This is a genomic window from Variovorax sp. LjRoot84 (genome assembly GCF_964254305.1).
GTDB lineage: Bacteria > Pseudomonadota > Gammaproteobacteria > Burkholderiales > Burkholderiaceae_C > Variovorax.
The window spans coordinates 3,665,149-3,679,676 of the sequence record NZ_CAXUTE020000001.1 but is presented as its reverse complement, the minus strand read 5'-3'; the positions used below and the strand labels follow the sequence as shown (position 1 = coordinate 3,679,676).

The 14,528-nt window shown below is 66.4% G+C and carries 12 protein-coding genes; 6 read left to right on the top strand and 6 right to left on the bottom strand.

All coding sequences use genetic code 11. The annotated features are described in order from the left end of the window. The first annotated feature begins 8 nt into the window (after positions 1-8). The 6 genes from ACSQ9I_RS18310 to ACSQ9I_RS18285 all read left to right on the top strand — a co-directional run bounded on the left by ACSQ9I_RS18310 (position 9) and on the right by ACSQ9I_RS18285 (position 9,536). Positions 9-605, top strand: coding sequence for a HEAT repeat domain-containing protein (locus tag ACSQ9I_RS18310; protein ID WP_436314011.1), 597 nt, complete (start codon positions 9-11; stop codon positions 603-605). Between the two features lie 159 nt (positions 606-764). After that, positions 765-2,867, top strand: a complete 2,103-nt coding sequence (locus ACSQ9I_RS18305; protein ID WP_436314010.1) for an eCIS core domain-containing protein — start codon at positions 765-767, stop codon at positions 2,865-2,867. 16 nt (positions 2,868-2,883) lie between these two features. Further along, positions 2,884-4,044, top strand: coding sequence for a prolipoprotein diacylglyceryl transferase family protein (locus tag ACSQ9I_RS18300; RefSeq protein WP_436314009.1), 1,161 nt, complete (start codon positions 2,884-2,886; stop codon positions 4,042-4,044). Then, positions 4,037-4,306 carry a hypothetical protein gene (locus ACSQ9I_RS18295; RefSeq protein ID WP_436314008.1) on the top strand — a complete coding sequence of 90 codons (270 nt, stop codon included), beginning with the start codon at positions 4,037-4,039 and terminating at the stop codon, positions 4,304-4,306. The genes ACSQ9I_RS18300 and ACSQ9I_RS18295 overlap by 8 nt, the downstream gene beginning before the upstream one ends. Positions 4,307-4,308: 2 nt before the next feature. After that, positions 4,309-7,896 (top strand): BadF/BadG/BcrA/BcrD ATPase family protein, encoded by a 3,588-nt coding sequence (locus tag ACSQ9I_RS18290; RefSeq protein WP_436314007.1) that lies wholly within the window; start codon positions 4,309-4,311, stop codon positions 7,894-7,896. After that, positions 7,893-9,536 (top strand): hypothetical protein, encoded by a 1,644-nt coding sequence (locus tag ACSQ9I_RS18285; RefSeq protein ID WP_436314006.1) that lies wholly within the window; start codon positions 7,893-7,895, stop codon positions 9,534-9,536. Before ACSQ9I_RS18290 ends, ACSQ9I_RS18285 begins: the two co-directional genes overlap by 4 nt. 73 nt (positions 9,537-9,609) lie before the next feature. Here ACSQ9I_RS18285 and ACSQ9I_RS18280 read toward each other — a convergent pair whose 3' ends face one another. From ACSQ9I_RS18280 to ACSQ9I_RS18255, 6 genes are all read right to left on the bottom strand, one after another. After that, positions 9,610-10,257 carry a hydrolase gene (locus ACSQ9I_RS18280; RefSeq protein WP_436314005.1) on the bottom strand — a complete coding sequence of 216 codons (648 nt, stop codon included), beginning with the start codon at positions 10,255-10,257 and terminating at the stop codon, positions 9,610-9,612. Positions 10,258-10,283: 26 nt separating this feature from the next. Beyond that, complete coding sequence (locus ACSQ9I_RS18275; protein WP_436314004.1) at positions 10,284-10,697, bottom strand: nuclear transport factor 2 family protein; 414 nt, start codon at positions 10,695-10,697, stop codon at positions 10,284-10,286. 158 nt (positions 10,698-10,855) lie between these two features. Beyond that, complete coding sequence (locus ACSQ9I_RS18270; RefSeq protein ID WP_436314003.1) at positions 10,856-11,737, bottom strand: helix-turn-helix domain-containing protein; 882 nt, start codon at positions 11,735-11,737, stop codon at positions 10,856-10,858. Between the two features lie 137 nt (positions 11,738-11,874). After that, the gene (locus tag ACSQ9I_RS18265) at positions 11,875-12,714 is read right to left on the bottom strand and encodes a tetratricopeptide repeat protein (protein ID WP_436314002.1); all 840 of its coding nucleotides are present in this window, start codon (positions 12,712-12,714) and stop codon (positions 11,875-11,877) included. Beyond that, positions 12,711-13,622 (bottom strand): Ku protein, encoded by a 912-nt coding sequence (locus tag ACSQ9I_RS18260; RefSeq protein WP_436314001.1) that lies wholly within the window; start codon positions 13,620-13,622, stop codon positions 12,711-12,713. The genes ACSQ9I_RS18265 and ACSQ9I_RS18260 overlap by 4 nt, the downstream gene beginning before the upstream one ends. 454 nt (positions 13,623-14,076) lie before the next feature. Then, a complete protein-coding gene (locus ACSQ9I_RS18255; RefSeq protein WP_162588573.1) occupies positions 14,077-14,355 on the bottom strand; it encodes a hypothetical protein in 279 nt (92 codons plus the stop codon). Positions 14,356-14,528 lie beyond the last annotated feature (173 nt).

Here is a 14,528-nt window from a genome sequence, read left to right as displayed (position 1 = left end):
GGGCACGCATGACCACGCCTCGAAACCTCCCGGCTGTGCAGCTCATGGACTTGGCGAGCGATGCATGGGCCATCCATGACGCGGCCAGGCGTTCGTTCATCGCGCAGGGCGCGCAGGGCATCCCGCTCCTCCTGGACGGGCTGGAGGACGAGCGCCTCGGCCTGATGGCACACCGGCGAATTCTGCTGATCCTCGGCGAGCTCGGTGTCGAGCAGACGATCCCCGTGATCCGCGCCGCCCTGCATCGCTCGCTTCGCCGCGACGATCCGATCGTCCGTTCGGGAGCCATGGAGGCATTGGCAGCCTTCCGCACGCCGGAGGCCGTCGGCGAGCTGGTCGCGCTTCTCGACCATCCCAATCCCGATGTCGTCAAGCACGCCGCGATGCTTGCCGGGCATACGCGCGCGCCTGCGGTGCTCGCGCCCCTGCGCCAGCTCCTCGCCAGCGACGATGCATCGCGGCGCCACGCCGCCGCGGTCGGGCTCATCCGCATGGACGATGCCGCGGCGCGCGCCGCGCTGAGCGAGCACTTGGCGCGTGAGACGGACGACGAGGTCCGCACGCTCATCCGCGTTGCAGGCATCGGCGATCCGGCAAGACGCTGACCGGGCGAGACGAAGATGAGCCAATCGACCAGATCCCCGGGCCCGCGACGCAGGGGAAACGGCGGCGCTCGCCGCGCGGCCTCGCTCGGCTTCAAGGAGCCGATTGGGCCTGCCGGCGACGCGTTCGAGCGCGAAGCGGACCGCGTGGCGGATGCGGTCATGTCCGGCAAGGCGCTGGAGAGCTACCGTTCGGAGTGGTCGGCGGCATCGTCGTCCGACGCTTCGATCCAGCGCCAGTGCGCTGCCTGCAAGGAAGAAGAGGACCGTAAGGAAGAAGAGGAGAAAGTGCGGCTCGCGCCGAAGGGTCCGGCGGCGGAGGCGCCCGCCGAGACTAGCGTGGCGGAGGCGGAGACGGCGCCGGCGGTCGCGCGCCGTGACGCGGCATCGGACCTGCTCGCCGAAGACGATGCCGACGCCGCCGGCGACCGGATGCGCAAGAGCGAATTCATGGCCGCGCTGCGCGCCCAGGTGTGCGCGACGGTGGATGCGGGTCTGCGCGGCACGGGGCGCGACTCGCAGGGCTGCCCGTGGATCGATCACTGGCTGGGCCACTACGAGGGCCGCAGCGCCGCCCAGCTCGAACGGGCCATCCTCAAGTACGCGCCCGAGGCCGCTTCCGCGGCAAGCGCGCGCGACTACATCCGGTTCGTGACGGCGCGCGTGAGCCGAAGCGTGGACACCTGGGCCCGCACGGGGGAGATCGAAGGCATGCCCGAGGATCTGCCGGGCAACGCCATGCCGGGCGGCGGCATGCTCGACGCGTTCGGCGGGATGTTCTTCAAGGCCCGGCCTGGCGGTGCGCGCGAAGCGGACCCGGTTTCGGTTCGTGACCAGCTCGGCAGTGGCCGTTCTCTGCCGGGCGCGGTGCGCACGCGGATGGAGTCAGCGTTCGGCGCGGACTTCGCCGGCGTTCGCCTCCATACCGATGCGAAAGCGGCGCAGCTCTCGGAGCAGCTCAATGCACGCGCGTTCACGCTCGGAGAGCATGTGGCATTCGGGGCTGGCGAATACCGGCCGGGCACGCTGGTCGGCGATGCACTGATGGCGCATGAACTCGCGCATGTCTTGCAGCAGGGCGGTCGCACGGCCGGCCCGCCCCAGGCGAAGAGCGGCCCGGGGGAGGGCGCGCTCGAGGAGGAGGCCGATACCGCGGCAGTAGGCGCTGTGACGGCGCTTTGGAGCGGACGCCAGGGACAGGGGCGCGCGGCGGCCAAGCCGTCGCAGCCCGGCCTCAGATCGAGCCTGCGCCTGCAGCGCTGCAGTGGCAATACGAAGAAGCCGGCCGCAGCGCCGAACCTTCAGACCGACAAGGTGCTTCGTCAAAGCTGGGAGGCTGCGTTCCAGGAGGGGCTCGATCTGCTGAACGATTCCGTCGGCAAAAAGGGTAAGGAGAAGGGCTGCGCGTTCCCCGGCGACAAGCCCGCCGAGGCTTGGCGCTATGACAAGGAATACTGGCGTCAGATCACCCACGGGGACGAGGTTCGAAAGTACCGGGTCGCATTCGAGCCGACCAAGGAGCCCCATGTGTCGGTGGACCAGCTGTTCGCACACCTGGATCGCTGGGAGTGCGATTGCGCATTGTTCACGGAGCTCACTTGGCTTTACGCGTGGCGTCATACGCTGTCCAACACCGACTTCGACAGCAAGTTCAGCAACCTGCGGCTGCGGCCGCAAGAAACGACCGGGCTCGAGAGGCAAACCCATGTGCGTGAGAACATCGAGATGGGGCTCGAGGGCGGCAAGTTCGACGACTTGTGGGCCAACGCGCCTGTCGGCACCAAGGTGAACTGGACCAATGAAAGCGTGCACGCCCGTTCGCCCTGGCGGTACGAGAACGCGGTCAAGAGGACTAAAGGGAAGCAGGCCGATCAGGACCGCTATGACGCGCATCCCATGGGTGCCAAGCTTTCGGAGGCGCAGATCAAGCGCGGACTGGCCGAGAACTCCGAGGATTTCCCCGGCAGGCCTTTCGTGATCACCGACCAGACCCTGGTGGAGATGAAGGCCGCCGGCGCGCCGGCGGACTTCATCGGCAATCTGGAGCCCTTGAAGGGTCGCGAGTTCATCGGAAAGAAGGAGTTCTCGAAGGCGCTGGCGGAGCCTGCAAAGCCCTTGCTGCCGCTGAGAGCGAATGACCCCGACCGGTATGCATCGCTGATGGAAAAGCTCTTCGCCACGGCGCATGCGCCAGCCACCGAAGAAGAAAAGCAGGCGTATGTCGACAAGTACATCCGCCGGTACGAGATCCAGATCCCCAAGTAACCCGGACGCAGTCGCCATGACATCCGAAAGGCACACCCTTCCCATTCGGCCGACCCTCGTGCTGTTCGGCAGGCGCGTCCACAGCTTCCGAGCCTGCGGCGTGATGGGGTTGCTGCTCGCGACCGCCCTGGCCCTGGCCTTGACGGCGCACGCCGGGCTCTCGCAGGTGGTCGCCGCCGGCCTTCTCGCCACCGGGCTCATCACCTTTCTCGTTCTCGCGATGGCGACCAAGGCGCTCACCGGAAACGAAACCCTCATCTACTACCACCACGAGGTCGCCATCCTGCTTTGCGCCGCTGCCGTGCTGTCCGCCTTCGGCCTGCCGGTGCTGCCCTACCTGGACCTGAACGCGCTGTGGCTCGGCGTCTTTCTGAGTTGCGGGCGCGGCGGTTGCCTGATGGTGGGCTGCTGCCACGGCAGGCCGCACCATTGGGGCGTGCGCTACAGCGAGGAACATGCAGCCGAAGGATTCCCGGCCTGCTATGTGGGCGTGCGGCTCTTCCCGGTGCAGGCGATCGAAGCGCTGGTCGTCCTCTCGATCGTCGCCGCGGGCACCTGGCAGTTCCTGCAGGACAGGCCGGCGGGCACCGTCCTGTCCACCTACGTCGTCACTTACTCGGCCGTGCGCATCTGGCTCGAGGAGCTGCGCGGCGACGGTGCGCGGCCTTACTGGGGAAGGTTCTCCGAGGCGCAGTGGACCTCGCTGGTCTTGATCGCGGGCGTCATGCTCGGCGAGTGGCAGGGGCGGCTTCCATGGTCGGGCTGGCACTTCGCGATGGGTCTGGGCGCCGCCGCGTCGATGCTTGTTCTTGCCGGCACGCGACGGGCGCAGTATGAGGTGCTGCATCCTCATCATGCGGGTGAAGTGGCCGACATCATCAAGAGGCTGGCCGCATCGGAGCGCGGTGCCGTGTCGGTACGCCGAACCTCGCAGTCCATCGGCATCTCGACGCAATCGCTGGGCCGGCTGCGCGAGGCACGGGCCGTGCTGTATTCGCTGTCGCGTGCCGACCGCAGCCTGACGCCAGGCGAAGCGCGGGCGCTGGCGGGCCTGATCATGAATCTCGCCTGCGCGCGCCATCAGTCCGAGTTGCGGCCCGGTCGCCACGGCGTCTTCCATCTGATCCTGCGCGACGCGCCGCAACCCGATCCAGCGAAGGGGGCCCTGCATGCCTGATCGATCGCCACGGATTCCATCGTCGCAGATCTCGGCCTTCGCCCAGGCGGAGCGCGTTCTCCAGGCCGGCCGTGCGCTGCCCGTGCGCACGGTGCTGCGATTGCAGCAGACCATCGGCAACCGCGAGGTGGCACGGCTGCTGACGCCCCGGCTGCCGCCGTCGCAGACCAAGGAGCTTCCAACGCCGGCGCCCCATCTGCTGCAAAGGCTGGCCGCTGCCTGGGGTCGGTTGTCGGGTCGGTCTTCAGAAGCGAAGCATTGACCATGGCCGACGCGCTGCTTCTGGGCATCGACGTCGGATCGACCACGGTCAAGACCGTCGCCGTCGATGCCGCGAGCAGGCGAATCCTCTGGTCCGACTACCGGCGCCATGAAGCACGCCAGGTGGCCACGGTGGCGCGGCAATTGTCGGCCGTGCAAGAACGTTTCCCGCACGTGGACTCGTCGGCGATGCGCGCCTTCATCACGGGCTCCGGCGCCGGGCCGCTGATCCAGCCGCTGGGCGCGAAGTTCGTGCAGGAGGTCAATGCGGTCACCATCGCGGTGGATGTGCTCCATCCCGAGGCCGGCAGCGTGATCGAGCTGGGCGGGCAGGACGCGAAGATCATCATCTACAAGAAGACTTCGCAGGCCGGCGAGCGGCGCGTGATCGCCTCGATGAACGACAAATGCGCCTCGGGCACGGGTGCGACCATCGACAAGTGCGTCATCAAGGTCGGCATGCAGGCCGACAGGCTCGGCGCGCTGGCCTGGAATCCCGACAAGCTGCATCCCGTGGCCGCGAAGTGCGGCGTGTTCGCGGAGACCGACATCGTCGGCCTCTTGAAGTCGGGTATTCCGGCAGCGGAGGTGATGTGTTCGCTGGCCGATGCGATCGTCATGCAGAACCTCTCGGTGCTGACACGCGGCCATACGCTGCAGCATCGCGTTCTGCTGCTGGGTGGGCCGAACACCTACCTGCCATTTCTGCAGGGATGCTGGCGGCAGCGCATTCTCGAGGTCTGGCAGGCGAGGGGCTACGACTATCCCCGCGACTTGGCGGCGGATGCGCTGGTCTTCGTCCCCGCGAACGCCGAGCTGTATGCGGCCTACGGCGCCGCGGTCTACGGGCTCCAGGAGCCGGAGGAGGTGGGGCGCTTCAGGGGCCTCGACGCATTGGCCGAATCCATGCGGGAAGGCCCTCGACGCGAGCGCGCGGACGGCCCGCCGCTGGTGGCCAGCGAGGCGGAACGGGATGCGTTCGTCGAACGCTACCGCGTCCCCGCCTTCGTGCCGGCGGTGCTGTCGCCGGGGCAGAAGCTCAGGGGCTACATCGGCATCGACGGCGGCTCCACCTCGTCGAAGGCCGTCCTGCTCGACGAAGAGGGTGAGGTGCTCTGCAAGCACTACCAGCTCTCGCAAGGCAATCCGATCGCCGATGCGAAGCAGATCTTTGCAAGCATCCGCGCCTTCGCCGCGGACCAGGGCGCGAGCCTGGAAGTGCTGGGCGTCGGCGCGACCGGCTATGCGGCCGACATCCTCGAGGAAACCATCGGCGCCGACGCGAACATCGTCGAGACCGTGGCGCACATGATCTCGGCGACGCGCTGCTTCAGCGACGCCGACGTGATCTGCGACGTGGGCGGGCAGGACATCAAGGTCCTGTTCATGGAGCAGGGCCGGATCCGGAACTTCCGCCTGTCGAACCAGTGCTCGGCCGGCAACGGGATGCTGCTGCAGGCGATGGCCAGCCAGTTCGGCGTGCCGATGCGAGACTATGCCGAGCTGGCCTTCGAGGCGAAACGGAGCCCGACCTTCAACTACGGCTGCGCGGTGTTCCTGGATACCGACCGCGTGAATTTCCAGCGTGAGGGCTATCGCAAGGAAGAGCTGATGGCCGGCCTCGCGCTGGTGCTGCCGAAGAACATCTGGCAGTACGTGGTGCAGATGCCGCGGCTCGCGCAACTGGGCCGTGTGTTCGTGCTTCAAGGCGGGACGCAGCACAACCTCGCCGCCGTCAAGGCGCAGCACGACTACATTGTGCAGCGCGTGCCCGATGCGGTCGTGCGCGTGCATCCGCATTGCGGCGAGGCCGGTGCCATCGGCGCCGCGCTGGACGCGCGGCGGGCCACCCAGCGCCGGGGCTTCAGCAGCTTCATCGGTCTCGAGGCCGCGATCGGGCTGGCCTACACGACGCGCAACGACGAGAGCACCGTCTGCCACTTCTGCCCCAACGCGTGCAGGCGCACTTTTATCGACGCGATGACGCCGCAGGGGAAGAGCAGCCGGTACATCGCGGGCTTCTCCTGCGAGAACGGGACCGTCGAATCCAGGGACGCGCTGAAGACGCTGGCCCTGCACCGCAAGTCGCTCAAGGCGCAGTTCCCGAACTTGGTCGACTATGAAGCGCAGCTGGCGTTCAAGCAATTCCATCCCGCGGACGCGTTGCCCGACGAAGGCACGCCGGTGGCCGATGTGCGCGTTCGACGGTCCTGGTATGGCGGCGTCGAGCGCAAGTCCTTCACGCGCGGCTTCCAGCGCTCCGACGACGACTGCCAGGCGCATCGCGGCCGCCTGCGCATCGGCATGCCGCGCGTGCTGAACATGTACTCGACCGGGCCTTTCTGGCGAACGTACTTCGAGGCGTTGGGCGTCGCCAGCCGGAACATCGTTTTCTCCGACCCGACGAGCCCGGAGATGTGGGAGGCGGGCGGGCGCTACGGATCGATCGACCCGTGCTTTCCATCCAAGGTGGTGCAGGCGCACATCCACGACCTGCTGTTCGCGAAGCACGTCAAGGCGCCGCTGGACTTCATCTTCTTTCCCTGCCTGACCCATCTGCCGAGCTTCGTCGAGGGCATGCCAGACAGCACCGCCTGCCCGATCGTCGCGGGCGCGCCGAAGGTCATGCGCGCGGCGTTCACCAAGGAAGGCGACCACTTCGCCCGCGCCGGCGTCGAGTTCGTCGACCCGGCGCTCACGCTGACCGAGCCTTGCTACCTGAAGCGGCAGATGTTCGATGCCTGGGGCCCACGGCTTCGGGTGAGTTCGGACGAAAGCGACTTCGCGGTCGGGCAGGCCTTCGCGGCGATGCGGCGCTTCGATGCCGAGATGCAGCGCCGCGGCCTGCTGCTGCTGGAGCAGCTCGAGCAGGAGAACCGGGTCGGCATCCTGGTGCTGGGGCGGCCCTATCACAACGACCCCGGCCTGAACCACGATGTGCTCGACGAGTTCCAGGCGCTCGGCTATCCGCTGCTGTCGATCCGGTCGATTCCCAAGGATGCGCAATGGCTGCGCCGTTTCTTCGCGCAGGGACCGGACGGCATGGCGCCGCTGGCCATCTCCGACGTGTGGCCCGAGGCCTATTCGACCAACAGCGCCGAGAAGGTGTGGGCCGCGAAGTTCGCCGCCCGTCATCCGAACCTCGTGGTGCTGGATTTTTCGAGCTTCAAATGCGGCCACGATGCACCGACCTACGGAATGATCGACAGCATCATCTCCGCGAGCGGCACGCCGTACGCGGCGCTGCACGACATCGATGCGAACAAGCCCGGCGGCTCGATCAAGATCCGGGTGCGGACCTACGAACACGCGTTGCGCCGGCATGCCGACAGGCTGCAGGAGCTGAAGGCCAGCCGCACGGAGCTGCAGTGCCTGGTCGACGCGAAGCGCCAGGAGCTGCAGGCGCGCCGCAATGCCGCCGCGGCCGTGGACGCCGCCATGGACCTCGCCTATGCCGAGTGCCAGGGCGCAGAGAAGGCCGTCCGGCTCGGGCCGGTCGAACCCCGGGAGAACCGGGCCTGCGAAAGTTCGATGCCGGCACAGCCGAGCATCAAGCCGATCACCATTCATCGGCAAAGGAGCCGGATATGAATCGGTCCGTCGAAGCGCGGGAGCATGCAGTGGTCTGGCGCCATGAAAAGGCCGCGGCCTTCGACGACATCGAGCAGGAATTGGGTCGCTATGAACGGCAGCAGCGCGCCCGGCTCGGCTTGCCCGAGGAACCCGCGGCGCATTGGCACGACCCGAATCCGAAGCGCTTCACCCGCGCGCAGCGCGAGCACACGACGCTGCTGTGCGGCGGCCTGACGCAGGCACAGGACCTGCTGATCCAGGGTGCCCTCCGTGGCATCGGCTACCGGGTCAAGGTGCTGGACACGCCGGACAACGAGGCCCTGCGCGTCGGCCGCGAGTTCGGCAACAGGGGCCAATGCAACCCGACCTACTTCACCGTCGGCAACCTGGTGAAGTACCTGATCCACCTGCGTGACGAGCAGGGCATGGCGACGAGCGAGATCGTCGACGGCCACGTCTTCGTGACCGCCGGCGCCTGCGGCCCCTGCCGCTTCGGCACCTACGCCACCGAGTACCGCAAGGCGCTGCGCGATGCGGGCTTCGAGGGCTTCAGGGTCATGCTGTTCCAGCAGCAGGGCGGGCTGCGGCAGGCCTGCGGCGAGGGCGATGGGCTGGAATTGAACAGGGCGTTCTTCTTCGCCCTGCTGCGGGCGGTCATGGCGGGCGATGTGCTGAATGCGATCGGCTACCGGCTGCGGCCCTATGAAACGGTGCCCGGCGCGACGGACGCTGCGCTGGAACGCTGCAAGGCCCTGCTGCACGACGCGCTGGCACGGCGAGGAAGCGTGGCGGTCGCGCTCTGGCGATGCCGCCGGCTACTGCATCAGGTTGCCGTCGATCGGCTGAAGGTCAAGCCGAAGGTCTGCATCATCGGCGAGTTCTGGGCCATGACCACCGAGGGCGACGGCAACTACAGGCTGCAGCGCTTCCTCGAGGCCGAAGGTGCGGAGGTCGACGTCCAGCCGGTCACGGCCTGGCTGCTCTACAACCTCTGGCAGGTGCGTTGGGACACCTTGCGCCGCATGCGGCTCCCGGGCCTCGATGATGCGAGGCAGGGCCTGGCCGGCAAGCATCCGCTTCGAAGGCTCGCCGTGCTCCGCGCCGCCGACTTTGCCCTGCGCGGCGTCTTCGGCCTCTACGCGACGCTGGTCGGATTGACGGCCCACCGGCTGCCCGACATGGACGAGATCGCGACGATCTCGCATCAGTACTACGACAACCACCTGCGAGGCGGGGAAGGGCACATGGAGATCGGCAAGCTCATCCAGAGCGTCGACCAGCGCAAGTCGCACATGGTGATCAGCGTCAAGCCCTTCGGCTGCATGCCTTCATCGGGCGTCTCGGACGGCGTGCAGTCGCTGGTGACGGAGAAGTACCCGCAGGCCATCTTCTGCGCCATCGAAACCACCGGCGACGGCGCCGTCAACGCGCAGAGCCGGGTGATGCTCGATCTCTTCAAGGCACGCCGGCTGGCGCGCGAGGAGTATGCCGAGGCGCTCCGCTCCTCGGGTGAGGACGAGGAACGGTTCCGCCGGCGCAACACGGGGCATCCGGCGATCTGCGGGGCGCTCTGCTATCCGTCGGCGAAGGGGCTGGCTGGCACCGCGGCGCGTGTCGTGCACGAGCTGCGCGTGCCCTCAGCTACGGCGCATGCGTGATCTGTTGCCCGCAAGCGGACCGGTCAGCGACAGGCAGTACCCGATACGGATGGGCGCTGACGCAGCAGGCATGTCAGACGCCCGCGCCAGCTCGGCCAGCGAGAAGCTGCAGCTCCCAGGCCAAGGCGACAGCGCTGGCGCCGCCATGTTCGAGAACGACGCTCGCGACGCCGGCGGCCGTCTCCTCGCGCGCCCAATCACGCTGCCATTCGCCCAGCACGGCGAGCCATGTGATCGGCACCGCGCCGGCCTGGACCATGCGACGCACGGCCATGTCATGGGCTTCCGCGGTGACGCCACCGGAGGCGTCGGTGACGATGAAGACGTCGTATCCCTCGGCGAGCGCCTGGATCGCCGGCATGGCGAGACAGATCTCGGTGTAGAGCGCGGCCAGCACGAGCTGCTTGCGCCCGCTCTTCTTCACGATGTCGACAACTTTCGGGTCCTCCCAGGTGTTGATGAACGTGCGGTCGATCGGCTTCTGGTCCGGAAAGACATCCTGAAGCCCCTTGATCAGATAGCCGCCGCGTTCTTCGATCACCGTGGTCAGGATCGTCGGCACGTTGAAGACTTTCGCCGTCTTGGCGAGGCCGATGACGTTGTTGATGATCATCGTCGGCTCGTGGCTGTTCAGGTTGGTGAACTGATACGGCTGATGGTCGACCAGCACGAGGATGCTGTCTTCGGGGCGAAGCAGGGCGTCGAGGCCGGTCTTGGGCAATTGGAACTCCTTGGGTGAACTGACGCTCAGGCGCCGATGGGATCGAGAAAGACATAGAGGGCGCGGATGAGGCCGCCCTCGAAATGGGCGACATCCGTGCCGGTGACGGTGACAGGGCCATCGGGCGGGCCGGAGCGCCATTGGAGGCGCCCGACACCGTGGTGACCGACAGCCGGACCCGCCGCGCTGAAGACGAAGCCCAGCGGCAGGCTGGCGAGCAGCGCAGTCACGGTTTCGGAGATTGCGGCATGGCCGCGGACGGAGGCATGCGGCTCATGCAGCACCGCGTCTTCCCCATAGAGCTCGCGGATCGCCTCGATGCGCCGCCCGGGGTCGCGCTCGCCGAACACGCGTGCGAGGTTCGCCTGCATCAGGCGGTCATAGTCGATGGGCGCTTCCGGCGTCGCCCGATGGGATGTGGACTTCTGTTGATCGATCATCTCCGCCTTCCGGGATCAGGGTTCCGGGAGGCGCGTGTCGTCAAACGCTCAGTACGGTTTCACTCGCCTGTCCGGTCGAGTGAATGTTGTCATGCCGCTTTGCGCAAGGCACTGTTCGATTCTGCGATTCGCAGTCCGAATCCGCTGCGGAATCGTGATCAGTTTTTACGGTCGTGTCGCCACGCCGCCGGCGTTGCTCCGGTGAGTTTGCGGAACGTCCGCCCGAAATGCACTGCATCGGCAAAGCCGGTGGCCTCGGCGACCTGGTCGAGCGAGGCGCGAGTGTCGATCAGCAGAGCCTGCGCCCGCCGGATGCGCGCGTCGAGTTGCCAGCGGTAGGGCGCCATCCCGGTCGAGGCCTTGAATGCCCGGCTGAAGTGCGACTGCGACAGACCCGCCAGCGCCGCCAGCTGCCCGAGGTCGACGCGCTTGGGCAGCTGCGCGTCCAGATACTCGACGACACGCCGAAGCTGCCAGGGAGCCAGGCCCTTGTCGTCCGCGCCGGGCTCCGGTGGATGGGCGAAGAGTCGCGCCGTGATCGCTGCGGTCAGCCCGTCGCCATAGAGTTGCGTCGACGGGTCGGGGTCGTTCACCGCGTCGGACAGCAGCCTGACCAGGGTCCAGATGCGATCGTCGGAAAAGCGCAGCCGCGGCGTGGCGGTCGCATCGGCGTCGAACTTGACAGCCAGCCGCTCGCCCAGCATCGCGAGATCGAAGCTCAGGGTGGTGTCCTTCACGAAGCGCGTGTCGGCGCTGTAGCCCCACATCTCCATGCCGGCCGGCGCGAAGTGCATGTGCCTGGGCATGTAGCCGATCGGACAGGGCTGGTCCTCGCGCAGGCGGGGCTCGCAGTGGCTTCCGACCTCTTCCAGCAGAACGCTTAGGCGGGTTTCGGTCTCGTAGCACAGGTGATGAACCACCCGGCCCGCGCAATGGAATTCGGTGATGTCGACGTGCACGCCGTTCCATGCGCGCCCCGACGCCGACAGGCTCAGCACATTCTCTGGCAAAGGGGTCAGGCGGGCGATGCGGGTGGACAAGGGTGGCGGCTCTGAGTGTTGAGGAGTGGTCACGTCGTGATTTGTATTCCGACAAACAAGAAAGCTCAAACGCTGTCTCCCTTGCACGGCTGGCGAAACGGCTGGCTTGCCGGGCGGCAAGCGCGCATTGCGCTCGACTATTTCTGGAGGCGCCGATAGGCACTGAAGTGCCGAATGGCCTCCTGCTTGTGGCCGAGATGGTCATGCAACCTGGCGGCATTGAAATGCGCGTCGCCGAGGGCGGGATCGAGCTCCAGGCATCGCTCGTAGGATTGGAGCGCGTCGGTCAGCTGCCCCAGATCTTCCAGTGCCACGGCGCGATTGAAATGCAGCAGCGCCTCACGCGGGCAGTGGGCGAGGGCTTCGTCGTAGAGAGCCACGGCTTCGGCATGCCGTTCGGATTCGCACAGCATCGCGCCGAGGTTCAGATAGGCATCCGCATGGTTGGGAGCGAAGGCCAACGCCTTTCGGTAGGCGAGCTCGGCGGCTTCGCTGTCTCTGGTTTCGAGGTCTTCTCCTTGTGCAAACAGCTCGTCTGCAAGAGCTTGCCCCAAGCTCGGATCCTCGCTGCGCAGGTGTTCCACGAAGGCCACTGAACCGCGCGCTGCGGCGATCTCGAAGTCCATGAGCAGTTGGCCTGATTCGGCCTCCCATTGGCTGTCGCGCTCACGGACCGCAATCGTGTTTCCCACCGCGGTGATTCGCAGTCCGGTCAGCGGCAACTCCGCAGGAAGCGTCGCCTTCAGTCGCTGCAGCGCGCGCACGATCTTGCGAGTCGGGATGTCGGCCGCTTGCAGCTGATGGGCGGTCCTCAGAAGCACGACATCGCGAAAGGAAAAACGGTACTCGTTGCGCGGTCCGCGCGAGGGACTCACGAAGCCGTTCGCTATCAGCCCTGCAATCGCACTTCGGGAGAGACCCAACATCTCCTGAATGCTGCGCAGGGTGTGCGGTGCCTCCGACGGATCGTTGCTCACTTCCTCAATCGCGCGCTTGCCGGGGAAGCTGGAGCGGCGGTCTTGGGCGCTCGCTTCGCGCCCTTGCGCTCTTTCGATGCCAGTGCCGTGACTGCCTCTGCGGCCGGCACGCGACTCGGGCGCTTCGCGCCGCCGCGTGCCAGGCTGGCGCGCAGCATCTCGGTCAGGTCGATGATCTGGCCGCTCGCAGGCGGCTCATGCTGCTCCACGGCGACGATTTGCTTCCCGGCGATCTTCGCGTCGATGGCTGCCAGGATTCGCTTCTTCTCTTCGTCCTCGAACTGCGTCGGGTCGTAGCTTTCCTCGGATATCTGGTCGATGAGCTGGAGCGCCAGCTTCACCTCCGCATCGGAAGGCGTGATCTCCTCGATCTCGAGGTCCTTCATCGACCGCACCTCTTCGGCATAGAGCAGTTGCTGCAGCACCAGGCCGTCCTCTGCCGCGCGGACCTGGACAATGTACTGCTTTCCCTTCCAGGCCCACTTCGCGAGCGCGCAGCGGCCGCTCTTGCGCATCGCCGCGCGCAAGAGGGTGTACGGCTTGGCGCCGCGCTTGTCGGGTGCGATGAAGTACGCCTTGTCGTAATAGAGGGGGTCGACCGCCTTTTCCGGGATGAAGGCAACGATGTCGATCGTGTGGGTCGCGCTTTCTTCCACGGCCTTCAACTCGTCGGGGGTGAACAGGACGTAGCGGTCCTTTTCGAACTCGTACCCCTTGACCATTTCCGAACGGGGAACGACGGTGGTCTGATCCTTCTCCGAAACATATTGCTGCTTGAGGCGAGAGCCGTCCTTGGCCAGCAAGTTGAACTTGACCGTTGCGGCGCTTTCGGTCGCGGAATACAACTTGACCGGGATGGAGACCAATCCGAAGCTGAGAGACAAGGACGCGATGGAACGAGCGGGCATGCCGACCTCCGTTGGACGTGCGGCCGGCACCTCCTGGCCTGAGGATGCCACTTTCCTGAGTCCTCGAACAGAGCGAAGGGGAGGCGCCGCCGCGGTCGGTGGTGGTGGTCACGCGAAATATGGTGCCGAAGGAGCTCGACAGGCGTTGCCGAGCGCAGAGGGCCTTGGTGCTGCTCGCATCTCAGCCGCTTGGGAGTTTCAAAACGACCTATTTCCGGCAGGGACAACATCGGAGCGCATGCCGCAATCTCATGCGCGACGCGCACTGCGAGGCGCGCCCCACGCGAGACAGCTCCTCGAACTTGAGGATTGCAAGCGGCTGCTACGCGCACCGCATCCAGTCCGCGACCTGAGGCGCAGGTGCCGCTTTGCACAACCGCCCGCGCGGAGCGTCCCGGCACGATGGCGATGCCCAACGGCGAGCGCGTGTTCAATATCTCGCGCGAGACGCTCACTAGACCTTGAATTCCTTGTCCAGGACGAATATCTTGACGGTCTCTCTCTTTACGCCATCGAAGGCCATGGCTTCCGCCGTCGCGGGGGAATCCATGCCCTTCATGAACGCGTCCAAGTCATCGGGCTCGGCGCACACCGCGACTTGATTGCCTGCGATGGTCGCGAAACTAATTGGCTTGGTTACGGTTTGGCTCCTGAAAAGCGGACCGTGGGTCCGGAAGCCCTTCTCCCACTTGTCCGGGTCTTCAATCTGCGCTGTGATTACTACCTTGGGCATGTCATTTCTCCTTTGAGCAGGCACCCGCTCAGATTGGAACTTTGAAAGCCTGATTGCTACGCGCCAAGGTTGCCAGTCTGGCTTGGACACCAGTCGACGAAGTTCATGTGGGTCTCATTGGTGGTTTCAGGCCAGGGCGAGGTGGGTAGCCTTGGCCATTTAACGGCCGCGAT

Bases quoted from the DNA above. Each gene is read 5' to 3' on its own strand.
- ACSQ9I_RS18310 (WP_436314011.1), top strand. From the start codon at position 9: ATGACCACGCCTCGAAACCTCCCGGCTGTGCAGCTCATGGACTTGGCG.
- ACSQ9I_RS18300 (WP_436314009.1), top strand. From the start codon at position 2,884: ATGACATCCGAAAGGCACACCCTTCCCATTCGGCCGACCCTCGTGCTG.
- ACSQ9I_RS18285 (WP_436314006.1), top strand. From the start codon at position 7,893: ATGAATCGGTCCGTCGAAGCGCGGGAGCATGCAGTGGTCTGGCGCCAT.
- ACSQ9I_RS18255 (WP_162588573.1), bottom strand. From the start codon at position 14,355: ATGCCCAAGGTAGTAATCACAGCGCAGATTGAAGACCCGGACAAGTGG.
- ACSQ9I_RS18305 (WP_436314010.1), top strand. From the start codon at position 765: ATGTCCGGCAAGGCGCTGGAGAGCTACCGTTCGGAGTGGTCGGCGGCA.
- ACSQ9I_RS18295 (WP_436314008.1), top strand. From the start codon at position 4,037: ATGCCTGATCGATCGCCACGGATTCCATCGTCGCAGATCTCGGCCTTC.
- ACSQ9I_RS18275 (WP_436314004.1), bottom strand. From the start codon at position 10,697: ATGATCGATCAACAGAAGTCCACATCCCATCGGGCGACGCCGGAAGCG.
- ACSQ9I_RS18260 (WP_436314001.1), bottom strand. From the start codon at position 13,622: ATGCCCGCTCGTTCCATCGCGTCCTTGTCTCTCAGCTTCGGATTGGTC.
- ACSQ9I_RS18290 (WP_436314007.1), top strand. From the start codon at position 4,309: ATGGCCGACGCGCTGCTTCTGGGCATCGACGTCGGATCGACCACGGTC.